We start from the raw sequence: 25,371 nt of genomic DNA on the forward strand, positions 1-25,371 counted from the left end.
GGTCAAGTCGACACGCTTTTCGTCGACTTGACCTCACCCCTCAGGTGTGGCCAGCTCCTGGTGCGACTTGGGACGGGGCACCCACCGCAACGCAACCACCTACGCACCAGGCAGCCGCCCAACGAAACAGGCGTGCCATCAACCCGCGACCGGCGCGGTGCCCCCGATCAGATTGCCGGGGGTTCGGGGGCAGAGCCCCTGAGGGGAAGCACGCACCAGCAACAGGCCGCCCGCAAGGCAACCACCCGCCCGGCCGCGTCAGCCCGGTGACCACCCGCCCGGCCGCATCAGCCCGGCAACAACCCGCCTGGGGTGCACCCCGCCCGGCAACAACCCACCAACAACCCGCAAGCCAACGCAGGCGTCCCCCCAAAACGTGGACCCCCTGATCAACCCGACTGTACTCAGGGGGTCCGACAAGATCAGCCGAGCAAAGCGTCCACAAAAGCGGAAGGCTCGAACGGGGCCAGGTGGTCGGCCCCCTCACCCAGCCCGACCAACTTGACCGGAACCCCCAGCTCCCGCTGGACCTGGAAGACGATCCCGCCCTTGGCCGTACCGTCCAGCTTGGTCAGCACGATCCCGGTGATGGCGACCTGCTCGGAGAAGACCCGGGCCTGGGTCAGCCCGTTCTGCCCGGTGGTCGCGTCGAGGACGAGCAGGACCTCGTCGACCACGGCCTGCTTCTCCACGACCCGCTTCACCTTGCCGAGCTCGTCCATCAGCCCGACCTTGGTGTGCAACCGCCCAGCCGTGTCGATCAGCACGGTGTCGACGCCGGCGTCCATCCCCCGCTTGACCGACTCGAAGGCGACCGAGGCGGGGTCCCCGCCCTCGGGCCCGCGCACGGTCTCGGCGCCGACCCTCTTGCCCCAGGTCTCCAACTGGTCGGCGGCGGCGGCGCGGAACGTGTCGGCGGCACCGAGCAGCACCGTGCGGCCGTCGGCCACCAGCACGCGGGCGAGCTTGCCCGTGGTGGTCGTCTTGCCGACTCCGTTGACCCCGACCACGAGCAGCACGGCCGGCTTCCCGCCGTGCGGCAGGGCCTTCAGCGACCGGTCCATCTTGGGCTCGAGCGCCTCGACCAGGACAGACCGCAGCAGCGCGGAGGCCTCGGCCTCGGTCCGCACCCCGGACGTGGCGATCCGCGAGCGCAGGGTCTCCACGATCTCGGTGGTCAGCGCGGCGCCGAGGTCGGCGATCAGCAGCGTGTCCTCGACGTCCTGCCACGAGTCCTCGTCCAGGTCGCCGGCGCCGAGCAGGCCCAGCAGCGAGGTGCCGAACGCGTTGCGGGACTTCGACAGTTTCCCGCGCAGGCGCTCCAGCCGGCCCGCGGTCGGCTCGATCTCCTCGACCTCGGAGGCCTCGACCGGCAGGTCGACCTCGACGAAGCCGCGCTTCTCCGAGTCGCGCGGCACCGAGGCGTCGTCGCCGACGCCCGGCTGCCCGTCGACCTCGGTCCGGTCGGCGACCGGGTGCTCGACGACCTCGGCCACCGCCACGGCCTCGACGACGGGGGCGTCGGGCGCGGCCGGCGTCAAGGAGATCCCGGACGAGGCCTGGTAGGCACCGGGCCTCGGGGACTCCTCCTTCTGGGTCAGGCTGATGCGACGGCGACGCGTCAGCACCACACCGGTCACCAGCGCGGCGATCAGCACGACCGCCACGACGACGAGGATCAGGACAAGGGAGGACGTCGACACGGGACCATGGTTTCACAGGCCCGCATGTGAGCCGTCAACCATCTGCTGCTCATTTAGGCGAAGATTTCACCAAAGCTCTTGCGCCCGACTGCGGTGTGGAATAGACCACACGTCGTGAGGGTGATCGGACTGATTTCCGGCACGTCGATGGACGGCATCGACGTCGCCGTCGCCGACCTGTCGGTCCACGGCGACGTCGTCGAGCTCGTACCGGTGCAGTGCGCCGAGCATCCGTTCCCCCGGGACCTGCTCGCGATGCCGCAGACCCTCGCCGAAGTGTGCGCCTTCGACACCTCGCTCGGGCAGGCTTTCGGCGAAGTCGCCGCCGGGTACCTGCCGGCGGACCTCGTCTCCTCGCTCGGCCAGACCGTCCACCACGAGGTCCAGGACGGCGACTGCCTCGGCACGCTGCAGCTCGGCCAGCCCGCGTGGATCGCCGAACGGACCGGGCTGCCCGTCGTCGCCGACCTGCGGGTGCGCGACGTCGCCGCGGGCGGGCACGGCGCGCCGCTCGCCTCCACGCTCGACGCGCTCTGGCTCGCCGGCGACGAGCCCGCGATCGCGCTGAACATCGGCGGCATCGCCAACATCACCGTCGTGCGCCCCGGCAGCGCGCCGATCGCCTACGACACCGGCCCCGGCAACGCGCTCCTGGACGCCGTCGTGGAGGTCATCTCCGGCGGGAGGCGCAGACAGGACACCGACGGCGAGTTCGCGAGCCGCGGCCGCGTCCGGGAGGACGTCCTCAAGAAGCTCCTCGCCGACCCCTACTACTCCAGGCCGTGGCCCAAGTCCACGGGCAAGGAGCACTTCAACGCGGGCTACCTCCAGGGCTTCCCGACCGTCCCGGCCGAGGACATGCTCCGCACGCTCGTGGAGCTGACCGCCCGCACCGTCGCCGACGCGTGCCGCGCCCACGACGCGAGCACCGTCGTCGCGTCCGGCGGCGGCATGCGCAACCCCGTGCTCGTCGACTCGCTGACCAGGGCACTCGACCCGATCCCGTTGAGGATCAGCGACTCGCTCGGCCTGCCGCGCGACGGCAAGGAGGCCTACCTCGCCGCCCTGCTCGGATTCCTGACCTGGCACGGGATCCCGGGCAACACGCCGTCCGCGACCGGTGCGACCGGACCGCGGCTGCTCGGCAGCATCACGCCCGGTGACGGGCCGCTCAGACTGCCGGACCCCGTGCCGGGTCCGGTGTCCAAGCTGAAAGTGGGGGAACCGAAGTGCGCGCACTAGACCTCGCGATCATCGCCCTGTTCCTCGTGGGCATGCCGCTGATCGGCATGGCGATCGGCGGCAGGCAGAAGTCGTCCACCGACTACTTCGTCAGCGAGAAGCGGATCTCGTGGTGGGTCGTCTGCCTGTCCGTGGTGTCCGCGGAGACCTCGACGCTCACCGTGCTCAGCGTGCCGGTGATCGCCTACATGGCGACACCCGCGCAGGGCGGCATGACCTACCTGACGCTCGCGCTCGGCTACATCGTCGGCCGGATCATCGTCAGCTTCGTGCTGCTGCCCCGCTACATCGCCGGTGACCTCGTGACGGCGTACGCGTTCCTGGGCAAGCGCTACGGCAACGGCATGCGCGCCACCGCGTCGGTGACGTTCCTCTTCACCCGCCTGCTCGCCGACGGCATCCGGCTCTTCGCGACCGCGATCCCGATCAAGGTCGTGCTCGCCGAGTACGGGATCACCGCGTCGTACTGGGCGATCGTGGTGGCGCTCGGCATCGCGATGGTGTTCTACAGCTTCTTCGGCGGCGCCCGCGCCGTCGTGTGGGTCGACGCGATCCAGATGCTCTGGTACGTCCTCGGTGGCGTCGTGGTGATCTGGGTGCTCGCCGGGCAGCTGCCGGACGGCTGGTTCGCCAAGGCCGCCGACGTCAACAAGTTCCAGCTCTTCGACTTCACGTCGTCCCCGCTGACCGGTGCCTACCCGTTCATCGCGGCCTTCTTCGGCGGCGCGCTGCTGTCGATGGCCTCGCACGGCGCGGACCAGCTGATCGTGCAGCGGCTCATGGCCACGCGGGACGTGAAGTCCGCGCAGAAGGCGCTGATCGCCTCCGGGTTCGTGGTGTTCCTGCAGTTCGCGTTCTTCCTCTTCATCGGCGTGATGATGTGGGCGTTCTACGCGGGCGTCGACCCGGTGAAGGACCTGGGGCTGAACAACAAGGACGAGCTGTTCGCACACTTCATCGTCAACGATCTGCCGAGCGGCCTGTCCGGCTTCGTGATCGCCGGCATCCTCGCCGCCGCGCTGTCGTCGTCGTTGGGCGCCTTGGCCTCCAGCACGGTCACCGACGTCTACGAGCGCATCCGCAAGACCCCGATGACCGACGACGAACGCCTGCGCCACGGCCGGATCTGGACCCTGGTGTGGGCGGGTCTGCTGATCGTCTGCGCGGGCGTGTTCGCCTCCTCGAACGCGACCACGGCGGACCCGATCGTGGTGCAGGCGCTCGGCATCGCCGGCTACACCTACGGCGCGCTGCTCGGGGCCTTCCTCCTCGGCCTGATCTTCCGGCGCGTCACGCAGGTGGACGCGATCATCGCGTTCGTGGCGACGGTGCTCGTCGTCGGTTTCGTGATCCTCGGGGTCAAGTTCGTCGGCAGCACGCCGACGATCGACTTCGCGAAGGCCGACGCCACCCGGAAGAGCCTGACCGGCTGGTGGAACACGCCACTGGGGGTGGCGGTCACGCTGATCGTGGGCGGGTTGCTGTCGTTGCGGCATTCACCGGGCGGGCACTCACGCCGGGTGCCGGTACGAGATGAGCTCGACGTGAAGACGGAATCCTAGGCGGGCGAACATGTTCTGCGACGACTCGTTGCCCGAGTAGATCGACGCGGCGGCCTGCGGTCGTGCACCGTGGTCCGCCGCGAGCTTCCACAGCAGTTCGGTGATGAGCGCGGCACCGACGCCCTGGCCGCGGACGTCGGGCTCGACGGCCACGAAGTCGACGTAGTACTCCTCGGGCTGGGCCTTGCCTGCCGCGTACCCGAGCACGCGTTGACCGTCCATGGCGACGACGACCGTGCGGGTCGCCGGATCGGACTCGACCAGTTGTCTGCCGGACAGGTAGGTCCGCGGGAAACATCGTTCGTGCAGCACGGCAACGGCCTCGTGCACGAACTCGTCGGTCGGGAGGACGCGCATCTCGCGCTCGCTGGGGCATTTGGCGTCCCGCAGGAGCAACGTGCGCAGGTCCCCGTTGTCGAGGACGTGGATGGCGCTCGCCTTGCCGGCGGAGAAGCCGTGGCGTTCGGCGAACGCGGCCAGCCGCCGGTGCGCGGTGTGTCCGTAGAGCTCCAGGTCGGTGGTGCCGGCGAGCAGCTCGGCGGCGCGCCGGAACAGGGCGTCGGCGGTCTGGTCCCAGATGCGGCTGCCCGCCGGGTGGTTGACCGGTACGTCGACGAACGGCCCGTGCAGCCACGCCCGGTTCAGCTCGGCGTCGACCTCCACGCTGAGCATGCCGGTGATGTTGTCGTCGGCGTCGACGGCCACCACCGTGCACTCGGCCCAGCCGGGCTCGAACTCGCCGAGCTCCGCGCGGAGCTCGTCGACTGTCTCACCGAGGTACCCGATGTGGTGCGCCTTGTCGGCCTGGAGCCGGACCAGCAGCGCCATCGTGGCGCCGAGGTCGCCAGGTTCGGCGAAACGGATGTCGTACATAGGAGGAATGGTTGCTCGCACCGCCGTTCGAAGCGAGGGAGTTTTCGGGCGGGCTGAGACACGGCCCGGCGCGCCCCCGGACTGGCGTAAAATGGCGTGGATGTCCCCCGGCGCAGACACCCCCGACGCGTTCGCCACCCGCACCGAACTGGCGGAGTCCCGGGCGCACGCCGGCGACTTCCGCGGAGCCGTCACCGAGTTCCGGGCGCTCGTGAAGGAGAGCACCGCCGCGGAGGGCGCGGACGCCCCGCGGACCCTCACCGCCCGCCTGCAGCTCGTGCGGGTGCTCGGCACGTCACGGCAGTTCGGCAAGGCCATCGGCGCCTGCGAACCCCTGCTGCGCGACCAGGTCCGCGTGCTCGGCGCGCAGCACGCCGACACGCTCGAGACCCGGCAGCTGCTCGCGAACCTGCGCTACCGGGCAGGCGACGCCGAGGGCGCCGCGGCCGACCTGGAGGAGCTGGTGGCGGCGCTGTCGCACGTCCTGCTGCCGACCCACGACCGGATCACGAAGCTGCAACGCGACATCGCGTTCCTCAAGCGGCCCTCGTGAGGGCGGGAGAGAACACTCACACCGGCGGCCCGACTGGGGCTGGTATGCCCCTCACGATCGCGGGACGACACCCAGATTCGGGCTTGCAGGGCTGGTGAGGGTGGGGGACTCTTCTACGGTGAGTGAGGAAACGATCCAACTCGATCTCAACGAATCCGGGGTGGCCGTCGACCTGCCCTTGCCGCCGAACAACCGGGACGGTGTCCAGGGTGTTCCGTACCGGCCGGTCGAATTCCGAGACGATGATCTGCCCACTGCGCTGGAACGTGCTGCCGCCTGGCTTCGGCAGACCCAGGAGTGGCTGGGCGAGCCCGTGGACGTCATCGCAGTTCATCTCGACTACGACGACACCCACGGCAACCCGTACTACGACCTCAAGTTGCTGTGCAACGACGAGGACCTGGCGGGCGTGCCCAAGGTCATGCGAGAACACGAAGGGGCCGCTACCGGCCAGTAGCTTTTCCGGCTACCGTTCGGAAGCATGTCGGATCGCGTATACCCCCCGGTGATCGCCGCAGCCAAGCTCATGTTCAAGGTGCTCGACCTGCGGATCACCGTCGAAGGGGCGCACCACGTCCCGCGCACCGGTGGAGCGGTGCTGGCGTCGAACCACGTCAGCTACCTGGACTTCATCTTCGCGGGCTACGGGGCGCGCCCGTCGGGGCGCCTCACGCGGTTCATGGCGAAGCACGAGATCTTCGCCAACAAGATCGCAGGCCCGCTGATGCGCGGCATGCACCACATCCCCGTCGACCGGAGCGCGGGTCAGGCCTCCTACCAGCAGGCCCTGTCCGCGCTCCGCGCCGGTGAGGTGGTCGGGATCTTCCCCGAGGCCACCATCAGCCGCTCGTTCACGGTCAAGGACATCAAGTCCGGCGCGAACCGCCTGGCGCACGAGGCCGGCGTCCCGCTCGTGCCCGTGGCGCTGTGGGGCACCCAGCGCCTGTGGACCAAGGGCCGCCCCAAGGACCTGACCCAGCGGCACGTGCCGATCACGATCCTCATCGGCGAGCCGTTCGAGGCCGCCCCCGGCGACTCCGGTGACTCCCTGTTGCGCAAGCGGCTGCAGGACCTGCTCGACACCGCGCAGGCCCGCTACCCGACCGAGCCGGGCGCGTGGTGGGCTCCCGCGCACCTCGGCGGCAGCGCGCCGACCCCGGCCGAGGCCGCCGAACTGGACGCAACCGGCCGCTGAGCAGCGGCCGGCCGGTGCACGGCCCCGATCAGCCCGCTCAGGCTTCGGCGTCCGCCGGTTCCGGCGCGGCGGCCGCAGGCTCCGGCGCCGGTGCCGCCGCACGCGCGGGCTCGTCCGCGCCGGAGCGCAGCCGCTGCGAGATCACCTGCGAGATGCCGTCACCGCGCATCGAGACGCCGTAGAGCGCGTCCGCGATCTCCATGGTCGGCTTCTGGTGCGTGATGATCAGCAGCTGCGAACGGTCCCGCAGCTGCTGGAACAGGCCGATCAGCCGGTGCAGGTTCGTGTCGTCCAGCGCCGCCTCGACCTCGTCCATCACGTAGAACGGCGAGGGGCGGGCGCGGAAGATCGCGACCAGCATCGCCACGGCGGCCAGCGACTTCTCGCCACCGGAGAGCAGCGACAGGCGCTTGACCTTCTTGCCGGGCGGGCGGGCCTCCAGCTCGATGCCGGTGGTCAGCATGTCGTCGGGCTCGGTCAGCACCAGCCGGCCGTCGCCACCGGGGAACAGGACCTTGAAGACGATCTCGAACTCGCGCGCCACGTCCTCGTAGGCCAGCGTGAAGACCTCGAGGATCTTGTCGTCGACCTCCTTCACGACGGTCAGCAGGTCGCGGCGGGTGTCCTTGATGTCCTCGAGCTGCGTCGAGAGGAACTTGTAGCGCTCCTCGAGCGCCGCGAACTCCTCCAGCGCGAGCGGGTTCACCTTGCCCAGCAGCGAGAGGTCGCGTTCGGCGCGCTTGGCGCGGCGCGCCTGGGTGTCGCGGTCGTACGGCATCGGCTGCGGCTCGGTGACCTGCTCGCCGCGTTCCTTGGCGGCCTCGTACTCGGCCAGCTCCGCCGCCGACGCGGGCACCGGCTGGTCGGGGCCGTACTCGTTCACGAGGTCGTCGAGACCGATGCCGAAGTCCTCGGAGATCTTGGTCTCGAGCTGCTCGATGCGCATCCGCTGCTCGGCCCGCAGCACCTCGTCGCGGTGCACGGCGTCGACGAGCTTCTCCAGCTCGCCGGACATCTCGCGGACCAGGTTGCGCACCTGCGTCAGCAGCAGCTCGTGCTGCGCACGGCGTTCCTGGGCCTGGTCGCGTTCGCGGGCGGCACGGGACAGCGAGATCTCGATGCGTTCCAACGCCTGTTCGCCGCCACGCACCACGGCCTTCGCGACCACGGCACCGCGCGCACGGTGCGCCGTGGCGCGTGCGTGGCGTTCGCGCGCCTCGCGTTCGGCACGGGCGGCACGCCTCAACGCGTCCGCCTTGCCCTGCACCGCACGCGCGCGCTCCTCGGCGGTGCGCTGCACGAGCCGTGCGTCCATCTCGCCCTGACGCGCCTGAGCCAGTTCCGCGGCCAGCTCGTCGCGCTGCTCGGTGTCGGGCTCGTCGTCGAGGGTCTGCTCCTCCTCGGCCATCAGCAGCCGTTCCTCGAGCTCGCCCAGCTTCATCAGGGCGTCCTCGCGGGACTGCTCGACCTTGGCGCGCTGCTCGGTGATGCGGGCGACCTCGGCCTCGGCGGAGCGCACCGCGGCGGCCATCCGGTTCAGCCGCTCACCGGAGCGGGCCTGGCGGACCTTGGCCTCCTGCACGGCCTCCTTGACCGCGTCGAGCACCTTGCGGCGGGCCTGCTGCTCGGCGCGGGCGCCCTCCAGCGCCGCCGTGGCGTGCTCCAGCGCGCGTTCCGCGGTCGCCAGCTGCTCCTGGGCCTCGTCGACCGCGGCCTGGACCTCGATCACGCTCTGGCCCTGCGCCCCCGAACCGCCGATCGCCCAGTCCGCACCGAAGACGTCGCCCTCGCGCGTCACCGCGCGGACCTCCAGCCGGGCAGCGGTGTCCAGGTCCTCCACCACGGCGAGGCGGTCGAGCGCGCGAGCGAGGGCCGGACGCAACGCCTCGGGCGCGTGCACGACGTCGATCGCCCACCGCGCGCCGTGCGGGAGGTGACCCCACCGACTGGTGTCCACAGTGGACCCGTACGAGCCGATCAGCACGCCCGCGCGTCCGGCGTCCTTCTCCTTCAACAACTTCAGGGCGGCCAGCGCGCCGTCGCCCGACGACACCGCGACGGCGTCGGCGATCGGGCCGAGCGCGGCGGCCAGCGCCACCTCGAAACCCGGCTCGACGGTGAGCAGCGCCGCGACGGACCCCAGCAGCCCCGGCACGTCCGACGCGAGCAGCGCGCCCGCACCGTCCTTGCGGGTCAATCCCAGCGACAGCGCGTCGACGCGCGCACGCCACGACGCGATGTCGCGCTCCGCGGTGCGTTCGGCCTTCACCAGCTCCTCGACGCGCTGCCGGGCCGCGTCGGTGGACTGCACGGCCTGGCGGTGGCGTTCGTCGAGGTCGTGGTCGTCCTCGTCCTCGGTGCCGGTGATCTCGCGCGCCTCGGCCAGTTCCATCGAGGCGAACTCGACGCGCTCGGAGGCCTCGGCGAGCGTGCCGGAGAGGCGTTCGATCTCCTCGGCGGTGGCGTTCGTCTTGCTGCGCAACGCTTCCACCTGACCGGACAGGCGGGCGAGGCCCTCCCGGCGGTCGGCGATCGCGCGGACGGCGGCGATGTGCGCCTTCTCCGCCTGCGACACCATGCGCTCCAGCTCCGACCGCGTCTCCACGGCCTCGGCGAGCGCGATGCGCGCCTCGGTCACGCCCTCCTGGAGCTCGAGCTCCATCTCGGCGGTCTCCTCGGCCTCGCGGTCGAGGTCGTCGGGGTCGCGGCCCCGGCTGGGCGCGTCCACGACGTCGGAGAGGTGCCGGGCGCGTTCGGCGGCGAGCCGGACCGTGCCGCGCAGCCGTTCCTCCAGAGCGGACAACCGGTACCAGGTGTCCTGCGCGGCCTGCAGCTTCGGCGAGTCGGCCGCGACCCGCTCCTCCAGTTCGTTCTGCTGGTACTGCGCGGCCTGCAACGACTTCTCGACCTCGGCGCGGCGCACGCGGGCCTTCGCCTCGTCGTGCTCCTCCTGCGCGATGGCCGCGCGCTGCGTCACGAGGTCGTCGGCGAGCAGGCGGAGCTTCGAGTCCCGCAGCTCGGACTGCACGACCTGGGCGCGCCGGGCGATCTCGGCCTGCTTGCCCAGGGGCTTGAGCTGGCGGCGCAGCTCGGTGGTGAGGTCGGTGAGGCGGGTCAGGTTCGCCTGCATCGCCTCGAGCTTGCGCAGCGCCTTCTCCTTGCGCTTGCGGTGCTTCAGGACGCCGGCGGCCTCCTCGATGAAGGCGCGGCGTTCCTCCGGCTTGGACTCGAGGATCGCGGCGAGCTGGCCCTGACCGACGATCACGTGCATCTCGCGGCCGATGCCGGAGTCGGACAGCAGCTCCTGGATGTCCATCAGGCGGCACGAGTTGCCGTTGATCTCGTACTCGGTGGCGCCCTCGCGGAACATGCGGCGGGTGATCGACACCTCGGTGTACTCGATCGGCAGCATGCCGTCGGCGTTGTCGATCGTCAGCGTCACCTCGGCGCGGCCGAGCGGCGCGCGGCCGGACGTGCCGGCGAAGATGACGTCCTCCATCTTGCCGCCGCGCAGGTCCTTGGCACCCTGCGTGCCCATCACCCAGCGCAGCGCGTCGAGCACGTTGGACTTGCCGGACCCGTTGGGGCCGACCACGCAGGTGATGCCGGGCTCGAAGCGCAGCGTGGTAGCCGAGGCGAAGGACTTGAAGCCCTTCAGCGTCAGGCTCTTGAGATGCACGCCGGGCAGAGTACCCAAACGCTTGCGGCGGGTGCGGGAGGCACCGGTTGACCTGCGTTTCTAGGGACGCAGAGTGACGAGGAGCCCGTTCTCGTCCGACACCTCCAGCCGGTCTATCTGGTCCACCCGGAACGACGTCGAGCCGGGAATCCGCTCGTCAGGGGCGTGCGAGGACCCCCACCAGCCGCCGACCTCCCGCTGCCCCCGCCGGTCGAACACGATGACCTTGCAGCGCGCGCCGGGCTTCACGTCGCCGAGCTTGAACCACATCTCCGTGCCCCACGACTTCGAGACCATCGAGACCTCTCCGTCCACCCCGGTGCCGGGGTCGTGCGCCGCCCACACCGGCGCGGGCGGGGCCTGCAGGAACAGGATGCCGCCGGCCAGCGCGAACGCCACCAGGACCGCGGCGCACACCAGGGCCACGCGCCGCTGGTGGCGGGGCTTCGGTGGCGGGCAGGCGGGGATCTCGTCGAGGTTCTCGACGTCCTCGAGCGAGAGGCGGCCGAGCAGCCCCGGCAGCGGGGCCAGCCGCAGCATCTCCGCCTGGCAGCAGTCGCAGGTGCCGAGGTGGCGTTCGAACGCGGCCCGCTCCCTGGGGTCGAGCGAGCCGCAGAGGTAGGCGCCGACGTCGACGACGTACTGGCAACTCACGCCCCGGTCACCCCTCTCTCCTCCAGTGCGTCGCGCAGCGCCCGCAGCGCGTAGAAGCAGCGCGACTTGACCGTGCCCGGCGGGATGCCGAGCGTCTTGGCGGCCTCCGCGACGGTGCGGCGGCGGTAGTACAGCTCGATGACGACCGTCCGGTGCTCGGGCGTGAGCGCCCGCAGCGCCGACGCGATCTGCCACGTCTGCAGCACGTGCTCGACCTGGTCGCTGACCGGCGGCAGGTCCACCGGTTCGAGCGGCACCTCGGTCGCGCGTGCGTTGCGGCGGCGGTACCCGGAGATCACCAGGTTCTTCGCGACCGTGTAGAGCCACGGGGCCGCGTCGTCCGGTTTCAGCTCGTCGTGGTGCCGCCACGCGCGGAGCAGGGTCTCCTGCACCACGTCCTCCGCCAGCTGGTAATCGCCGTCGACCAGCCGCAGCACGTAGTGCAGCAGCGGGCCCCTCCAGCGGTCGTACAGCTGGATGAGGACGTCTTCCGAGGAGTCCACGATCCCCACTACGCCGTCGGCCGCGGAAAGGTTCAGCGCTCGGCGAAGCCGGTCAGGCCGCCCCGCGCGGCCGACCACTGCTCACCGACAGATTCGACGTGTCCGGGGGTGTCACCCGAACGGAGAGCCTTCAGCAGTTGTTCACACTTCTCCCGCGAACCCTCGGCAACGACCTCGACCCGCCCGTCAGGCCGGTTCGAAGCGCTTCCGACCAGGCCCAGCTCCAATGCCCTGGCTCGCGTCCACCAGCGGAAACCCACACCCTGCACCCGTCCGCGCACCCAGGCGTTCAGTCGTACGTCCACCTCCGAATGGTCCCCCAGCAACCCAGGGTGACGGATGACGCACTCTGGGGTTGTCACCCATTAGTGGTACGGTCCCGACCCGTGAGTGCCCGCAGCCTCTTACTCGGCCTGCTGATCGGTGCAACCGGCGTCGGCGGTCTCGCCTTCAGCGGCAACTCCCCTCTCGGCATCGGTTTCACGAACGCCGCGCAGCAGGAGAGCTCCGAAGCAGCGAACCAGTTCGGCACGGGCAACGCGGCCGCGCCGAACACCGGACCGGCCACGTCGGGCACCGGTGCCGGTCCCGGCACTCCCACCTCCTCCTCGTCGTCCTCCTCCGCTCCCACCACCACGACGACGACGGAGACGTCCTCTTCCTCGTCCGCGGCTCCCACCACGACGACGGCGCCTCCCGAACCGCCGAAGACGACGACCGCCCCGCCGCCGCCCCCGGCAGGGCAGACGAACGAGCAGGCCGTGCTCGCGCTCGTGAACCAGGCCCGCGCCGCGAAGGGCTGCGGTGCCCTCGTGATCGACGACCGCATCACGACCGCCGCCCAGGCCCACAGCACGGACATGGCCTCCAAGAAGTACTTCTCGCACACGTCGCAGGACGGCAGGACCTTCGACGTGCGGATGAAGGAAGCCGGCTACCCGCGGCCCGGCGGGGAGAACATCGCGCAGGGCTACCGCACGCCCGCGCAGGTCATGGACGGGTGGATGAAGAGCCAGGGCCACCGCGAGAACATCGAGAACTGCAGCTTCACCACCATGGGCGTGGGACTCGACACCCGTGGCAACTACTGGACCCAGAACTTCGGTCGCTGACGCTTCGAGCAGGGGAAACTTCGTGTACGAGAGCCCGGAACCGGACTCGCGCTCGCGCTTCTTTCGCGGTGCACCCCAGGTCGTCCTCGCCGTGTCGGGCGTGGTGCTGGCCACCGTCTTCGCCGCCGTCGCCTCGTTCGCCGCGGGTTCGGACTCCGCGAACGAGACACCGGCGACGCAGCCTCCGCGCAAGGAGGCCGTGAAGGACGCGCTGAGCATCGTGCCAACGTCCGCGCCGACGTCGACCACGGAGGTGACCTCGTCGACGACCACCGCGGAGACGACGACGTCGACCACCACGACGACGAAGAAGCAGACGCGCGTCACGACCATCACGCGTCCCGACGGCACGACGACGACGGTCACGACCGACGACCCGCCGCCGGCCAACACGTCGACGTCCACCACCACGACCAACCCCGTGACGACCACGACCACGTCGTCGACGACCACCACGCCGCCGGAGACCACCACAACGACCACGGCGTCCTAGGGTTACGCCAGTCACCACGTCGTGACACAGAGCTACACGAACGTGTGGCTCGACTGTGGTAGTGGTGCGTTTCCGCCGATAACTCGAACGCAAGTCCATCCGACCGGGTTTCCCACGAGGAGATGGGTGTGTTCGAGGAAGATCATCCGCAGTCACCAGTCGACGAGCAGTCGCCGAAGAAGAGGCGCGCGGGCACGGCGGTGATGCTGGCGGTGGGCGGCGTGCTGGTGGCGACCCTGTTCGCCACGGTGGCCTCCGTGCTGGCGAACTCCGGCAAGGAGGCCGCGCCGGAGCGCACGGCCGCCGACGTCGTCGAGACGATCACCAGCGTGGCGCCGGACGGCAGCACCAGCACGGTCGTGGTGACCGTGTCGTCGAGTGCGCAGAAGTCCGCCGCGACACCGGACCGCAGGCAGGCCGCGCGCCAGCAGGACCAGCCGAAACCGGCTCCCGAGCAGCCGCAGGTGACGACGAACCCCGCGCAGCCGACCGAGTCGCAGACGCAGAGCAACCCGCCCACCTCGGTGACGGAACCGCCTGTCACGACCTCGTCGTCGTCCTCGGTGACGACCGAGCCGCCGGCGTCCACGTCGTCGTCCTCGGTGTCCCCCGAGCCGAAGCCGTAGCGCTAGAGCTCGAACCGGTAGCCCATGCCGGGCTCCGTCAGCAGGTGCCGGGGCCGCGCGGGCTCCGGTTCCAGCTTGCGCCGCAGCTGCGCCAGGTACACCCGCAGGTAGTGGGTCTCCTTCTCGTAGGCGGGACCCCACACCTCGCGCAGCAGCTGCTTCTGGGCGACGAGCTTGCCCGCGTTGCGCGCCAGCACCTCGAGCAGCCCCCACTCGGTGGGCGTGAGGTGCACCTCGGCCCCGTCCTTCAGCACGCGTTTGGCCGCGAGGTCGACGGTGAACGACGCCGTGCGCACGGTCGGCTCGTCCTCGGGCCCCGTGACGGCCGAGCGGCGGACGGCGGCCCGCAGGCGCGCGAGGAGCTCGTCCATGCCGAACGGCTTGGTCACGTAGTCGTCCGCGCCGGCGTCCAGCGCGTCGACCTTGTCGGACGAGTCGGTGCGGGCGGACAGCACGATGATCGGCAGGGTCGTCCAGCCGCGCAGACCCGCGATGACGTCCGTGCCGTCCATGTCCGGCAGGCCCAGGTCGAGCACGACGACGTCCGGTTTGCCGTCCGCGGCGAGCTTCAGGGCCGTGACGCCGTCGTGGGCCGTGAGCACCTCGTAGCCGCGTGCGGCGAGGTTGATCCGCAGCGCGCGCACGATCTGCGGCTCGTCGTCGACCACCAGTACCTTCGTCACGGAACCCTCTCATCGACCGGGAGCGACACCACCACCGTGAGGCCGCCACCGGGCGTGTCCTCCATGGTGATCGTGCCTCCCATCGCCTCGGTGAACCCCCTCGCCACGCTCAGACCGAGACCAACGCCACCCGGCGTCCGGTCGCCGAGCCGCTGGAACGGCGCGAAGACCTCGGCCCGGGTGCCCTTGGGCAGCCCGCGGCCGTGGTCCACGACGCGCAGCTCGACGTCGTCGCCGTGGGTGCTCGCCCGCAGCGCGACCGCGCCCGCGTACCGCAGCGCGTTGCCGACCACGTTGGCGATCACCCGTTCCAGCAGGCCGACGTCGGCGCGCACGGGCGGGAGCGACTCGGGGACGTCGACCTCGATGTCGCCGCTCAGACCGCTGAGCGCCCGCGCCACGGCCTCGTAGAAGCCGACGGCGCGGAACTGCGGTTCGACGGCGCCCGTGGCGAGGCGGGACGAGTCGAGCAGGTTGTCGACCAGGCCGGTGAGGCGGTCCGCGGACTCCTCGACGGCTTCGAGCAGTTCGGCGGTGTCCTCGTCGGACAGTCGCAGCTCCGGGTCCCGCAGCGAGCCCACCGAGGCCTTGATCGACGTGAGCGGCGTGCGGAGGTCGTGGCCGACGGCGCTGAGCAGGGCCGTGCGCAGTTCCGTGCGCGACGCCTGCTTCTGCGCCTCGAGCGCCTGGTCGGCCATGCGCTGCTGCCGCAACGCGAGCAGCGCCTGCCCCGCCGCCGCTTCCAGCACGCGGCGGTCGTAGGCGGGCAACGAGCGTCCGCGCAGCGCGAGGTGCACGTCCGGGGTCACCGCGATGTCCACGTCGGCCTCGTCCGGCTCGTCGCACGGGCTCGCGCCGGCGTGCGCGACGCGTTCCCACTCGCCGTCGACCCGTTCCAGCAGCGCGACGGACGTGAGTCCGAAGTTCTCCTTCACCTTCTCCAGCAGCCGTGCGAGCGGATAGGGGTTCGTCAGCACTGTGCGCGCGTACGACGCGAGGAGCGTTGCCTCGGTGCGTGCGCGCGCTGCCTGCGTGGCACGACGGGCGGCGTAATCGACCACCAACGCCGTGGAGACGCCCACGACGATCATCGCGAAGAACGTGAGCACGTTCTGCTGCGCGTCGATGGTGAACGTGTAGAAGGGCTCGGTGAAGAAGAAGTTCAGCAGCAGCGCGCTGACCAGCGCCGTCACGATCGCCGGGCCGAGCCCGCCGACGATGGCGACGACGAGCGTGACCAGCAGGTACGCGATGACGTTGGTCGAGAAGTTCAGGCCGCCGCGCAACGACGCACCGGCTGCCGTGACCAGCGCCGGTCCGGCGACCGCGAGGACCCAGCCCCAGGCGAGCCTGCTCGGCGCGAGCGGACTGCTCGCGAACCGTGCACGCCAACCGCTGGTCGTCGACTCGTGCGTGACCATGTGGACGTCGATGGCGCCCGACTCCCGTACGACCGTGGAGCCGATACCGGCCGAGAACACGCGTTCGAGCCGTGAGCGACGCGATGTGCCGACTACGAGCTGTGTGGCGTTCACCCCGCGTGCGAACTCGAGCAACGCCGTCGGCACGTTGTCGCCCACGACCGTGTGGAAGGTGGCGCCAACATCTTCGGTGAGCGTGCGGTACTTCTGCAGTGCGTGCGGGTCGGCACCGGCGAGCCCATCGCCCCGAAGGACGTGCACGACCAGAAGGTCGCCGCCCGCGCGCGTGGCGATGCGACGCGCACGACGGACGAGCGTCTCGCTTTCCTTGCCGCCGGTGATGGCGACGACGACTCGTTCGCGCGTCTCCCACGTGTCCGTGATCCGCTGCTCTGCCCGATAGCGCATCAGGGCGATGTCGACCTGGTCCGCGACCCACAGCAGTGCGATCTCGCGCAACGCCGTCAGGTTGCCGACGCGGAAGTAGTTCGCCAGCGCGGCATCGACCTTGTTCGCGGCGTAGACGTCGCCGTGGGCGAGTCTGCGGCGCAGCGCCTCCGGCGTGAGGTCGACCAGCTGGGTCTGGCCGGCGCTGCGCACGACCTCGTCCGGCACGGTTTCCTGCTGCGCGACACCGGTGATGCGCTGCACGACGTCGTTGAGCGACTCCAGGTGCTGGATGTTCACCGTGGACAGGACGTCGATGCCCGCGTCGAGCAGTTCTTCGACGTCCTGCCAGCGCTTCGCATTGCGCGATCCGGGTGCGTTCGTGTGAGCCAGTTCGTCAACGACGACAACTTCCGGCGCGCGTCTCAGCACGGCGTCGACATCCATCTCCGCGAGTTCCACACCGCGATGCATGGAGTGCCTGTGCGGGACCATTTCCAGGCCTTCGACCAGTTCGGCGGTCTTCGCGCGGCCGTGGGTCTCCACAAATCCCATGACCACATCTGTGCCACGTTCCGCCCGGCGCCGCGCCTCGCTGAGCATGGCGAACGTTTTCCCGACACCGGGAGCGGCCCCGAGGTAGATGCGGAGCTCGCCACGCCTGGGTTTCGCACTCACCGGCCCAGTCTGCTCCAGCCCGCACGTGGACCGTTCGGCGGTACGCGCTGCGCCACTCAGTCAGACGAGTGTGCCTTCCCACAGTTCTGACCGGTGTTCTGTCTCATTGGGCCGCAGTTGCACCCCGCGCCCGTTCGAGTGAGCCGGACCGTGCTTTTTACGCCGTTTACCAGCGCATTCAAGTGTGGTGGACGCGCACTGTGACTCGCCGCGTCACCACAACGGCCGTACGGGTTATCGGCAATTGGCGGATAGCGCGCAGAGCGTGAATGAGGGAAAGTTCCAGGGTTCGTGTCCGAATTCGGACAATCACATGCGCGCGGAGAAACGATGCCCACCACCGTCACCAACCACGAGGCACTTCAACTCGTGGTGGCCGTGCACCGGCTGGTGCGTAGTCTTCGACAGGCCGCTCCGGCCCGTCGTCTGCAACCCACCCAGTTGTTGGTGCTGTCCGAACTGAGCGCCCACGGCCCGATGCGGATCGGCGAGATCGCGGTGCGCGCGCTGTGTTCGCAGCCGACCGCGACAACCGTCGTGACCAGCCTGGAGTCCACCGGGCTGGTCCGCCGCGAGCCGGACGCCGCCGACGGCAGAGCGACCATCGTCGTTCTCACCGAAGTCGGTCGCGAGACCATCGCGTCACTCGCCCACGGCGAAGCCGAGCTATTGAGCGAAAGAATGTCGGAGCTTTCCCCAGAAGACAGAGAACACCTGCGCTCGGCCATGCCGGTATTGCGCCACCTGGCCGAACCGCAGGAGAACAAGTAGGAGCGGGACCCCCCGACGGGTCCCGCTCCAGGATTTACTTGCTGGGTGACACAGAAGTGGGTGGCACCGAGCTCGGAGTTGCGCTTCCGGAACTCGGCGTTGCAGAACTCGGCGGTACCGAACTGGGCAACGCCGATGACGGAGCGGAAACGCTCGGTGCCACCGTGTAACAACTGCCGTTTTCGTAGTCGATCTTGGGCCGCGGATAGCGGTTGGCCGGAATCACCGGTTCGGGATCGTCACTGCGACACCCGTTGTACTGCCGCGGCGCGTTGATCGGCTGACCGTCCTGGTCGTAGAGCAGCACGTTCGTGAGCAGCTTGCCGTTCTCGTCGTAGGCGTAGATGTTCTCGTACGTCTCCACGATCGGAGCGGGGTACGACGACCGCGACGCGTTGTAGCCGAGCTGCCCCGCCGTCACGTCGATCACCGAGAACAACAACCCGACCGCCAGCGCCGAAGCCGGCAGGCTGAACCACAGCCACCGCCGGTCGCTCTTGGCACGCGGCCCGGCGAAGACCGACAGCACGGCGACCGCACCGATCACCAGGAACCCGAGGATGTCGCGCCCGGCGAGCAGCACGGCACCGAGCCCGAGCAGCACGGCCCGCGCCAGCCACCACGCGGGCTGCAACGACTTGAGGTAGGCGATCGCCCGGTCCGCGGGCGTGCCCGCCTCCGGCGTCAGCCACTTCTGCAGCCGGACGGTCTCCGGCAGTTCCATGATCTCCCGCTGCGCAGGCCCACGATCGTTCACGAGCGCGAGGCTCAACACCAGGATGACCGCGGGCAGCAGCAGGACAGCCGGCTCCCGGAGCGCCGCGACGCCCGCGAGCAACGTGATCCCGGTGGCCGCCGCCAATCCCCAGGCAGCGACACGAGGCCGGGTGAGCACCTGCTTCTTGGCGGTCACCGGCAACCGCTCGCTCCGCGGCGGGTACCCGGCGGCCTGCCGCAACTCCCGCGCGTACTGCTCGGGCGACCCGAGCCGCTGCTCGACCGTCTCGCCGTCCCCGAGCTCGGTGGACAACTCGGCAACGTGGGCCTCGACGTCCTCCATGATCTCGGAGACCTCGTGGGGCGGCAGATCGTCCAGGGCCGCACGCATCCCAGCCAGGTAGTGCTCGACGCCGAGCGCTTGCGTGTTCATGCCGCGACCTCCTCGAGCAGGCCGTCCAACGTGCTGGCGAACGACCTCCACGTCTCCCTCGACTCAGCCAGGCGCGCCCGCCCGGTCTCGTTGATGCTGTAGTACTTCCGGTGCGGCCCCTCTTCACTGGGCACCACGTACGACGTCAACATCCCCGCGTTGTAGAGCCGCCGCAGCGTCCCGTACACCGACGCGTCCCCCACGTCGTTCAATCCCCCGGCGCGCAGTCTGCGCACCACGTCGTACCCGTACCCGTCGTCCTTGCGCAGAACCGCAAGGACGGCCAGGTCCAGCACCCCTTTGAGCAGCTGACTGGTGTCCATGGCCCCTCCGACCCGCTGTTGCGCTGTGAACAGTACTACGCATCGCGCAGTACTGTCCAACGCGTTGCTGCCTTCGAGTAAGACGTGCCTGGTGCACGGTGCGTTGTGTTGGCCCTACGGCCTGTTCGGACGGCTGATCGCGTTCCTGGGGCCCGACCAGTCGGGCAAGCCGCGGCCCACGTCCTGTCGCTGCCGAAGGACAAAGCGATCGAAGACCCGCCGGAAGGCACCACGAGGAGCAAGGCGGTCGACACCTGGTGCACGGCCAGGAAGATCAAGGCGGGCAAGACGATCATGGCGAGCCGGCTGGACGACCAGGATCGGATCGAGCTGGAACCAGCGGCGATCGACTACCTCAAGAGCCTGCACGCCCAGCTGACGGAGATCCTCAAGCCCTGGGCCGGGGCTGGCACCGCGGGCACGAGAACGACGACCGGTTCATGAACGGCTCGCGGATCATCGAAGCCCCGCACCGCTTGCAGGGCCGGTTCTCCTGCCCATAAGCGTTCAACGACCGGTCGAAGTACCCGGACTGCCCGTTGATGTTGACGTACAGCGCGTCGAACGACGTGCCGCCCTGCCCGAGGGCCTCACGCATCACGTCGGCGGCGTGGTCCAGCACCTCGGCGGCCTTCGGGCGTGACAGCTTGTCGGTGAGGCGGGTTCCGTGCAGGCGTGCGCGCCACAGGGCCTCGTCGGCGTAGATGTTGCCGATGCCGGACACGAGGGTCTGGTCCAGGAGGGCGCGCTTGATCTCCGTGTGGCGCAGGCGCAAGGCGCGCACGGCGGCATCGCGGGAGAAGAGGGGGTCCATCGGGTCGCGGGCGATGTGGGCGACCGAGTCGGGGACCAGGGTGCCGTCTACCTCGACGAGTTCGGCCAGCGCCAGGCCGCCGAAGGTGCGTTGGTCCACGAAACGCAGCTCTGGGCCGCCGTCGTCGAAGCGGAAGCGGACGCGCAGGTGCTTCTCGTCGGGGGCCGACGAGGGTTGCACGAGCATTTGGCCGCTCATGCCCAGGTGCGCGAGCATGGCGGCCTTGTCGGCCAGTTCGACCCAGAGGTACTTGCCGCGGCGCTTGGCCGCGGCCATGGGCTGGCCGGCCAAGCGCGCGCAGAAGTCCAACGCGCCCAGGTCGTGACGGCGGATGGCTCTGGGGTGCAACACCTCCACCGAGGAGATGACCCGGCCTGCGACGTGGGCTTCGAGGCCGAGGCGTACTACCTCGACCTCTGGGAGTTCGGGCACGTCAGGCTTCGGACTTGCCCTCGTCGACGGGCTGCGCCTCGATCACGGCGGCCTGCGGCTTGGTGGGCTTCAGCACCCACACGCCGGCACGGCTCGTGTCCCTGACCAGCACAAGTCCCTGGATGCCTCCGCTGCGGGAGGTGTTCACCGGGCCGCGAGCGGTGCGCGTGCGGCGGATGGCGCGGTTCCTGGTCGCATACATTGCGTGTCTCAGTCTTCCTCGGATGGGAGGGTCCCTGGCGTCACCGAGGCGCCGTTCTGTCCGTTCGTGGCCTTGGCCGCCTGCTCCTGCTCGGCCTTGACCCGTTCGTGCAGAACATGATAAGCCGCTTCGGCGGCTTTCTGCTCGGCTTCCTTCTTGGTGCGCCCATCACCCTTGCCGTAGGGCTGGCCACCGACGAGCACCGTGGCGGTGAACTCCTTGCGGTGGTCCGGCCCCTGGTCGTCCACGCGGTACTCCGGGACGCCGAGACTGGCTTGAGCGGTGAGCTCCTGCAGGCTTGTCTTCCAGTCCAGTCCAGCACCCAGAAGCGGAGCTTTGGCCAAGAGTGGATCGAACAGCCGGTGAACGAACGTCCGTGCGGTATCGATACCGAACTGCAGGTACACCGCACCGATGACGGCCTCGAGACCGTCGGCGAGGATGCTCGCCTTGTCCCTGCCGCCGGTCAGCTCTTCTCCCCGGCCGAGCAGCAGGTGTGCGCCCAGCCCGCCCGGCCCCAGGTCACGCGCGACTCCGGCCAGTGCGTGCATGTTGACCACGCTGGCGCGGAGCTTCGCGAGCTGACCCTCGGGCAGGTCGGGGTGGGTGCGGTAGAGGTGGTCGGTGACGACCAGCCCCAGCACGACGTCTCCCAGGAACTCGAGACGCTCGTTCGGCGGAAGTCCGCCGTTCTCGTACGCGTACGACCGGTGGGTGAGCGCAAGGCCGAGCAGCTCGGCGTCCAGTTCGACGCCGAGCGCTTCGGTCAGGGTCGCGCGGTCACCTTGCGGAGCGCGCGGCGGCTTTCCCCCCACTGCGTAACCGAGGAGATCAGGCCGGCTGAGCGACCTGGCGGCCAGCGTACTGACCACAGGCCGGGCAGGCGACGTGCTGCGGCTTCGGCTGGCGGCAAGCCTTGTTGGAGCACGCCACCAGGTGCACGGCAGACGTCTTCCACTGGGAACGGCGCGCACGGGTGTTCGAGCGCGACATCTTCCGCTTCGGGACGGCCACGACTACTTCTCCTCGTTGTTGTCATCGCTGAACCGCTCTTGCAACGCGGCCCAACGAGGGTCGATCGTCTCATGCCCGTGGTCGGGCCCGAGCTCCGCCCACCTGCCACCACACTCGGAGCAAAGCCCCTTGCAATCCGGCTCGCAGAGCGGCGCCTGCGGCAGTGCGAGGACGATGGCGTCCCGCACCACAGGCTCGAGGTCGATCAGATCGTTCTCGATCCGGCTGACCTCGTCTTCCTCAGTGGTCTCGTCCGTGGTGCTGTCCGGCCACGCGTAGAGCTCCGTGATCCGGACCTCGACCTCATCACCGATGGGCTCGAGGCACCGCGCGCACTCACCTTCGACCTTGGCGAACGCGGTCCCCGACACGAGAACGCCCTCCACGACCGATTCGATCAGGAGGTCGAGCTCGATCTCACCACCCTCTGGCACCGCGATGACTCCGAGGAGCCCCACACCGGCCGCGGGAACCGACCTGACGAAGGGTCGGCTCGACCCGGCGCGACGGCCGATGTCCCTGGTGTCGATGACCCAGGGACCGGATGCTGTGGGACGCGTGGACGCGTGACGATGCTCAGTCATGATCAGATTGGTTGCCGACGGGGACCTACCACGTCCAGCCGTTCCAGGGTACGGGACGACCGGCTCACGCGTGAAATCGGCAGGTGATCGCACCTGTCCGACGTAGTGCGAATCACACGATCAGGCGTCCCGGACCCCGTCTGGTTCGTGAGGAACCGTACTAGGCACCGTAGTCGAACGGTGCCGCGGCCCCCGCGACGGCCGGGCCGCGCAGGTGCGAGCGGCCCTTGCCGACCGACCGCAGCGTGTGCGCGAGGAGGTCCTCGAAGTCGGCCAGCTTGCTGTCGACGTACGCGTCGCACTCCGACCGCAGCCGGATGGCCTCGTTCTGCGCGGCGTCGAGGATGCGCGCCGACTCGGCGTGCGCCGCCCGGACGACCTCCTGCTCGTTCACGAGCCTGGCCTGCTCGGCACGGCCGTCCTCGGTGGCGCGCTCGTAGTTGGCGCGGCCCGCCTGGACCATCCGCTCGGCCTCGGCGTGCGAACGGCCGACGAGGTCGTCGTACTCCTGGCGACCGGCGGAGACGGTGCGTTCCGCCTGGTCCTCGGCCTCGGCGATCATCCGCTCGGCTCGGGCGCGGGCGTCGGACAGCATGGCCTCGGCCTCGGCCTGGGCCTCCGCGAGCATGCGGTCGGCGTCGGCGCGCGCCTTCGACACGCCGGACTCCGCCTCGTGCTGGGCCTTGCCGACCAGCTCTTCCTTGTGGTCCAGCACGTCCTGCGCGTCGTCGAGCTCCGCCGGGATGGCGTCGCGCACGTCGTCGAGCAGTTCGAGCACGTCACCGCGCGGGACCACGCAGCCCGAGGTCATCGGTACTCCGCGCGCTTCCTCGACGATCGTGACGAGCTCGTCGAGTGCCTCGAACACCCGGTACACGTCTCACTCCCTCACCCCTGTGGATCCCCACCCCCCAGTGTGCCCTGCCGCTCTCCCCCGAAGAGGGAGATCGGCAGGGCGTGTCAGGATTTCCCCCGTCCACCCGGGGAGAGTCATGAAGATCAGGAAAGCCGCCGCCGCCGACGTCGACGCGATCGTGGCCATGCTCGCCGACGACCCGCTCGGCGCCGCGCGCGAGAAGCCGGGCGACCCGGCCTACCTGCGCGCCTTCGAGGTCGTCGACGCCGACCCGCACCAGTACCTGGCCGTGGCGGAGGACGAGTCCGGCGAGGTCGTGGGCACGCTGCAGCTCACGTTCACCTCGGGCCTGTCCCGGCTGGGCATGACCAGGGCGACGGTCGAGGCCGTGCGGGTGCGCTCGGACCAGCGCGGCAACGGCCTGGGCGAGCGCCTGGTCACGTGGGCGGTCGGCGAGGCCCGCGACCGCGGCTGCGGCCTGGTGCAGCTGACGACCGACGCGTCGCGGACCGACGCGCACCGGTTCTACGAGCGGCTGGGGTTCACCGCGTCGCACGTGGGGATGAAGCTGCCGCTCTAACGGCCCTCGGCGAGTCGTTGCTGCAGCCGCTGCTCGATCGTGGCCGGCAGCAGCGACGACACGTCGCCGCCGTACGTCGCGACCTCCTTGACCAGAGACGACGCCAGGAACGAGTACTGCGGGCTGGCCTGCATGAACAGCGTGTCGACGCCGGTGAGCTGGTGGTTCATCTGCGCCATCTGCAGCTCGTAGTCGTAGTCGCTGACCGCGCGCAGGCCCTTCACGATGGCCTTGATGTTGTTCTCGCGGCAGTAGTCGACCAGCAGCCCGTGCCACGAGTCGACCCGCACGTTGTCCCACTGCGACGTGACCTCGCGCAGCATCTCCTGCCGCTCCTCGACGTCGAACAGCGTGCGCTTGCTCTTGTTGATGAGCACGGCGACGACGACCTCGTCGAACAGGTGCGCGGCTCTCCCGATGATGTCCAGGTGACCGTTCGTCACCGGGTCGTAGGAGCCGGGGTACACGGCACGTGTCATGAAGCGGACGTTAGCACCCGATCGGACGCCTCCAGGCGGGTCCGTGGTTCTCGTCACCCATCGGAACGCACCTGGCCCCAGTACACCGCGGTGTCCCCGTAACGCTTGGCGCGCAACGATTCCACTTCCTCCGGCCATGCTGGTTCGCCACTGCGCGAAGCACGTTCCACGATCAGGACGGCGTCCGCGGCGAGTCGCGGGGCGATCCCGCGGAGCACCTCGGCGAGCTCGTCGTCGCCCACCGCGTAGGGCGGGTCGGCGAACACGACGTCGAACTCCCCGCCCTCGCCGGCGACGTAGGCCGCGGCGGTCCGGTGGGCGATCGTGGTGTTGCCGAAGCCCAGCTCACGGGCGTTGGCCTGGAGGACCTCCGCCGCCCGCCGGTCCGACTCGACGAAAGTCGCGTGGCCCGCGCCCCTGCTCAGCGCCTCGAACCCGAGCGCGCCGGACCCCGCGTAGAGGTCGAGCACGCGGGCCCCGTCGAGGTCCACGATCGACTCGAGGGAGCTGAACAGGGCCTCCCTGACCCGCTCGGAGGTGGGCCTGGTGCCCTTGGGCGGCACCTTGAGCCTGCGGCCTCCCGCGGTCCCGGCAACGATTCGCGTCACGAGCACATCGTTCCAGGTGCCCGATCGCGAAGCCGAAGGCGAGCCGTCCTGGGCATGCGATGGCGAAGGCGAGCCGGCGATGGCGAAGCCGAGCAGTCCCGAGCACAGCGAGGTCGCGGTGGCGGCTCCCCCGTCTAGCGCTCCTCAGCACTTGCCGCGCCCGTGGGGTCAGGTCAAGTCGACGAAGAGCGTGT

Annotated in this window: 28 protein-coding genes; 10 read left to right on the top strand and 18 right to left on the bottom strand. The window is 69.9% G+C overall.

The features are described 5' to 3' along the window. Positions 1 to 422: 422 nt before the first annotated feature. On the bottom strand, positions 423 to 1,703 hold the full coding sequence (gene ftsY / locus ACFWGZ_RS21920) for a signal recognition particle-docking protein FtsY (protein WP_382453409.1): 1,281 nt from the start codon (positions 1,701 to 1,703) through the stop codon (positions 423 to 425). A 114-nt stretch (positions 1,704 to 1,817) separates the two neighbouring features. Here ftsY and ACFWGZ_RS21925 point away from each other — a divergent pair, with 114 nt between their 5' ends. Both ACFWGZ_RS21925 and ACFWGZ_RS21930 read left to right on the top strand, forming a co-directional pair. Beyond that, on the top strand, positions 1,818 to 2,945 hold the full coding sequence (locus ACFWGZ_RS21925; RefSeq protein ID WP_382453410.1) for an anhydro-N-acetylmuramic acid kinase: 1,128 nt from the start codon (positions 1,818 to 1,820) through the stop codon (positions 2,943 to 2,945). Next, positions 2,933 to 4,507, top strand: a complete 1,575-nt coding sequence (locus ACFWGZ_RS21930) for a sodium:solute symporter (RefSeq protein ID WP_382453411.1) — start codon at positions 2,933 to 2,935, stop codon at positions 4,505 to 4,507. The genes ACFWGZ_RS21925 and ACFWGZ_RS21930 overlap by 13 nt, the downstream gene beginning before the upstream one ends. Here ACFWGZ_RS21930 and ACFWGZ_RS21935 read toward each other — a convergent pair. Further along, positions 4,457 to 5,380, bottom strand: a complete 924-nt coding sequence (locus tag ACFWGZ_RS21935; protein WP_382453412.1) for a GNAT family N-acetyltransferase — start codon at positions 5,378 to 5,380, stop codon at positions 4,457 to 4,459. The two genes, ACFWGZ_RS21930 and ACFWGZ_RS21935, sit on opposite strands and share 51 nt — an antisense overlap. Before the next feature lie 100 nt (positions 5,381 to 5,480). Between ACFWGZ_RS21935 and ACFWGZ_RS21940 the strand changes: the two genes are divergently transcribed. From ACFWGZ_RS21940 to ACFWGZ_RS21950, 3 genes are all read left to right on the top strand, one after another. After that, positions 5,481 to 5,933, top strand: a complete 453-nt coding sequence (locus ACFWGZ_RS21940; protein WP_382453413.1) for a hypothetical protein — start codon at positions 5,481 to 5,483, stop codon at positions 5,931 to 5,933. Positions 5,934 to 6,051: 118 nt separating this feature from the next. Beyond that, the gene (locus ACFWGZ_RS21945; RefSeq protein WP_382453414.1) at positions 6,052 to 6,390 is read left to right on the top strand and encodes a hypothetical protein; all 339 of its coding nucleotides are present in this window, start codon (positions 6,052 to 6,054) and stop codon (positions 6,388 to 6,390) included. A 24-nt stretch (positions 6,391 to 6,414) separates the two neighbouring features. Then, on the top strand, positions 6,415 to 7,128 hold the full coding sequence (locus ACFWGZ_RS21950) for a lysophospholipid acyltransferase family protein (RefSeq protein ID WP_382453415.1): 714 nt from the start codon (positions 6,415 to 6,417) through the stop codon (positions 7,126 to 7,128). Positions 7,129 to 7,165: 37 nt separating this feature from the next. Here the strand turns inward: ACFWGZ_RS21950 and smc are convergent, their stop codons facing one another. From smc to ACFWGZ_RS21970, 4 genes are read right to left on the bottom strand one after another with little or no spacing between them, the layout of a single operon-like run. Continuing rightward, complete coding sequence (smc, locus tag ACFWGZ_RS21955) at positions 7,166 to 10,807, bottom strand: chromosome segregation protein SMC (protein WP_382453416.1); 3,642 nt, start codon at positions 10,805 to 10,807, stop codon at positions 7,166 to 7,168. 60 nt (positions 10,808 to 10,867) lie between these two features. Then, positions 10,868 to 11,461 carry an anti-sigma factor family protein gene (locus ACFWGZ_RS21960; RefSeq protein WP_382453417.1) on the bottom strand — a complete coding sequence of 198 codons (594 nt, stop codon included), beginning with the start codon at positions 11,459 to 11,461 and terminating at the stop codon, positions 10,868 to 10,870. After that, positions 11,458 to 11,964 carry a sigma-70 family RNA polymerase sigma factor gene (locus tag ACFWGZ_RS21965; RefSeq protein ID WP_382453418.1) on the bottom strand — a complete coding sequence of 169 codons (507 nt, stop codon included), beginning with the start codon at positions 11,962 to 11,964 and terminating at the stop codon, positions 11,458 to 11,460. Before ACFWGZ_RS21965 ends, ACFWGZ_RS21960 begins: the two co-directional genes overlap by 4 nt. A gap of 32 nt (positions 11,965 to 11,996) precedes the next feature. Beyond that, positions 11,997 to 12,287 (bottom strand): acylphosphatase, encoded by a 291-nt coding sequence (locus ACFWGZ_RS21970; protein ID WP_382453433.1) that lies wholly within the window; start codon positions 12,285 to 12,287, stop codon positions 11,997 to 11,999. Between the two features lie 63 nt (positions 12,288 to 12,350). Here ACFWGZ_RS21970 and ACFWGZ_RS21975 point away from each other — a divergent pair, with 63 nt between their 5' ends. The 3 genes from ACFWGZ_RS21975 (at position 12,351) to ACFWGZ_RS21985 (ending at position 14,195) form a co-directional block, all read left to right on the top strand. After that, a complete protein-coding gene (locus ACFWGZ_RS21975; RefSeq protein WP_382453419.1) occupies positions 12,351 to 13,076 on the top strand; it encodes a CAP domain-containing protein in 726 nt (241 codons plus the stop codon). A 22-nt stretch (positions 13,077 to 13,098) separates the two neighbouring features. Further along, positions 13,099 to 13,569, top strand: a complete 471-nt coding sequence (locus ACFWGZ_RS21980; RefSeq protein ID WP_382453420.1) for a hypothetical protein — start codon at positions 13,099 to 13,101, stop codon at positions 13,567 to 13,569. 128 nt (positions 13,570 to 13,697) lie between these two features. Continuing rightward, complete coding sequence (locus ACFWGZ_RS21985; protein WP_382453421.1) at positions 13,698 to 14,195, top strand: hypothetical protein; 498 nt, start codon at positions 13,698 to 13,700, stop codon at positions 14,193 to 14,195. A 2-nt stretch (positions 14,196 to 14,197) separates the two neighbouring features. Here the strand turns inward: ACFWGZ_RS21985 and ACFWGZ_RS21990 are convergent, their stop codons facing one another. Both ACFWGZ_RS21990 and ACFWGZ_RS21995 read right to left on the bottom strand, forming a co-directional pair. Then, positions 14,198 to 14,878: a response regulator gene (locus ACFWGZ_RS21990; protein ID WP_382453422.1), complete on the bottom strand. Its 681-nt coding sequence runs from the start codon at positions 14,876 to 14,878 to the stop codon at positions 14,198 to 14,200. After that, positions 14,875 to 17,364, bottom strand: coding sequence for a DUF4118 domain-containing protein (locus ACFWGZ_RS21995; protein WP_382453423.1), 2,490 nt, complete (start codon positions 17,362 to 17,364; stop codon positions 14,875 to 14,877). Before ACFWGZ_RS21995 ends, ACFWGZ_RS21990 begins: the two co-directional genes overlap by 4 nt. A gap of 330 nt (positions 17,365 to 17,694) precedes the next feature. Between ACFWGZ_RS21995 and ACFWGZ_RS22000 the strand changes: the two genes are divergently transcribed. Next, complete coding sequence (locus ACFWGZ_RS22000; RefSeq protein WP_382453424.1) at positions 17,695 to 18,135, top strand: MarR family winged helix-turn-helix transcriptional regulator; 441 nt, start codon at positions 17,695 to 17,697, stop codon at positions 18,133 to 18,135. Positions 18,136 to 18,169: 34 nt separating this feature from the next. On the opposite strand, the gene ACFWGZ_RS22005 is transcribed toward ACFWGZ_RS22000, so the two are convergent. The 8 genes from ACFWGZ_RS22005 to ACFWGZ_RS22040 all read right to left on the bottom strand — a co-directional run bounded on the left by ACFWGZ_RS22005 (position 18,170) and on the right by ACFWGZ_RS22040 (position 23,531). After that, on the bottom strand, positions 18,170 to 19,285 hold the full coding sequence (locus ACFWGZ_RS22005) for a DUF1700 domain-containing protein (RefSeq protein ID WP_382453425.1): 1,116 nt from the start codon (positions 19,283 to 19,285) through the stop codon (positions 18,170 to 18,172). Further along, positions 19,282 to 19,608, bottom strand: a complete 327-nt coding sequence (locus ACFWGZ_RS22010; RefSeq protein ID WP_089954763.1) for a PadR family transcriptional regulator — start codon at positions 19,606 to 19,608, stop codon at positions 19,282 to 19,284. The genes ACFWGZ_RS22005 and ACFWGZ_RS22010 overlap by 4 nt, the downstream gene beginning before the upstream one ends. Before the next feature lie 388 nt (positions 19,609 to 19,996). After that, positions 19,997 to 20,854: a bifunctional DNA-formamidopyrimidine glycosylase/DNA-(apurinic or apyrimidinic site) lyase gene (mutM, locus tag ACFWGZ_RS22015; RefSeq protein ID WP_382453426.1), complete on the bottom strand. Its 858-nt coding sequence runs from the start codon at positions 20,852 to 20,854 to the stop codon at positions 19,997 to 19,999. 1 nt (position 20,855) lies between these two features. Continuing rightward, complete coding sequence (locus tag ACFWGZ_RS22020) at positions 20,856 to 21,056, bottom strand: hypothetical protein (RefSeq protein ID WP_382453427.1); 201 nt, start codon at positions 21,054 to 21,056, stop codon at positions 20,856 to 20,858. 8 nt (positions 21,057 to 21,064) lie between these two features. Then, positions 21,065 to 21,871 carry a ribonuclease III gene (gene rnc / locus ACFWGZ_RS22025; protein WP_382453428.1) on the bottom strand — a complete coding sequence of 269 codons (807 nt, stop codon included), beginning with the start codon at positions 21,869 to 21,871 and terminating at the stop codon, positions 21,065 to 21,067. A 16-nt stretch (positions 21,872 to 21,887) separates the two neighbouring features. Then, positions 21,888 to 22,070, bottom strand: coding sequence for a 50S ribosomal protein L32 (gene rpmF, locus ACFWGZ_RS22030; protein WP_030467958.1), 183 nt, complete (start codon positions 22,068 to 22,070; stop codon positions 21,888 to 21,890). 2 nt (positions 22,071 to 22,072) lie between these two features. Beyond that, complete coding sequence (locus ACFWGZ_RS22035) at positions 22,073 to 22,654, bottom strand: YceD family protein (protein ID WP_382453434.1); 582 nt, start codon at positions 22,652 to 22,654, stop codon at positions 22,073 to 22,075. 160 nt (positions 22,655 to 22,814) lie between these two features. Next, positions 22,815 to 23,531 (bottom strand): DivIVA domain-containing protein, encoded by a 717-nt coding sequence (locus ACFWGZ_RS22040; protein ID WP_382453429.1) that lies wholly within the window; start codon positions 23,529 to 23,531, stop codon positions 22,815 to 22,817. Between the two features lie 115 nt (positions 23,532 to 23,646). On the opposite strand from ACFWGZ_RS22040, the gene ACFWGZ_RS22045 reads away from it, so the two are divergent. Then, positions 23,647 to 24,090, top strand: a complete 444-nt coding sequence (locus ACFWGZ_RS22045; RefSeq protein ID WP_382453430.1) for a GNAT family N-acetyltransferase — start codon at positions 23,647 to 23,649, stop codon at positions 24,088 to 24,090. On the opposite strand, the gene coaD is transcribed toward ACFWGZ_RS22045, so the two are convergent. Both coaD and rsmD read right to left on the bottom strand, forming a co-directional pair. After that, positions 24,087 to 24,569, bottom strand: a complete 483-nt coding sequence (gene coaD / locus ACFWGZ_RS22050; RefSeq protein ID WP_382453431.1) for a pantetheine-phosphate adenylyltransferase — start codon at positions 24,567 to 24,569, stop codon at positions 24,087 to 24,089. The two genes, ACFWGZ_RS22045 and coaD, sit on opposite strands and share 4 nt — an antisense overlap. A 53-nt stretch (positions 24,570 to 24,622) precedes the next feature. Continuing rightward, positions 24,623 to 25,177 carry a 16S rRNA (guanine(966)-N(2))-methyltransferase RsmD gene (rsmD, locus tag ACFWGZ_RS22055; protein WP_382453432.1) on the bottom strand — a complete coding sequence of 185 codons (555 nt, stop codon included), beginning with the start codon at positions 25,175 to 25,177 and terminating at the stop codon, positions 24,623 to 24,625. Between the last annotated feature and the right edge of the window lie 194 nt (positions 25,178 to 25,371).

It is taken from the genome of Lentzea sp. NPDC060358, assembly GCF_042725365.1.
Lineage (GTDB): Bacteria > Actinomycetota > Actinomycetes > Mycobacteriales > Pseudonocardiaceae > Lentzea.

Coding starts and splice junctions, on each gene's coding strand:
- ACFWGZ_RS21935 (WP_382453412.1), bottom strand. CDS start 5,380: ATGTACGACATCCGTTTCGCCGAACCTGGCGACCTCGGCGCCACGATG.
- ACFWGZ_RS21940 (WP_382453413.1), top strand. CDS start 5,481: ATGTCCCCCGGCGCAGACACCCCCGACGCGTTCGCCACCCGCACCGAA.
- ACFWGZ_RS21950 (WP_382453415.1), top strand. CDS start 6,415: ATGTCGGATCGCGTATACCCCCCGGTGATCGCCGCAGCCAAGCTCATG.
- ACFWGZ_RS22000 (WP_382453424.1), top strand. CDS start 17,695: ATGCCCACCACCGTCACCAACCACGAGGCACTTCAACTCGTGGTGGCC.
- ACFWGZ_RS22005 (WP_382453425.1), bottom strand. CDS start 19,285: ATGAACACGCAAGCGCTCGGCGTCGAGCACTACCTGGCTGGGATGCGT.
- ACFWGZ_RS22010 (WP_089954763.1), bottom strand. CDS start 19,608: ATGGACACCAGTCAGCTGCTCAAAGGGGTGCTGGACCTGGCCGTCCTT.
- ACFWGZ_RS22020 (WP_382453427.1), bottom strand. CDS start 21,056: ATGTATGCGACCAGGAACCGCGCCATCCGCCGCACGCGCACCGCTCGC.
- ACFWGZ_RS22035 (WP_382453434.1), bottom strand. CDS start 22,654: ATGACTGAGCATCGTCACGCGTCCACGCGTCCCACAGCATCCGGTCCC.
- ACFWGZ_RS22045 (WP_382453430.1), top strand. CDS start 23,647: ATGAAGATCAGGAAAGCCGCCGCCGCCGACGTCGACGCGATCGTGGCC.
- coaD (WP_382453431.1), bottom strand. CDS start 24,569: ATGACACGTGCCGTGTACCCCGGCTCCTACGACCCGGTGACGAACGGT.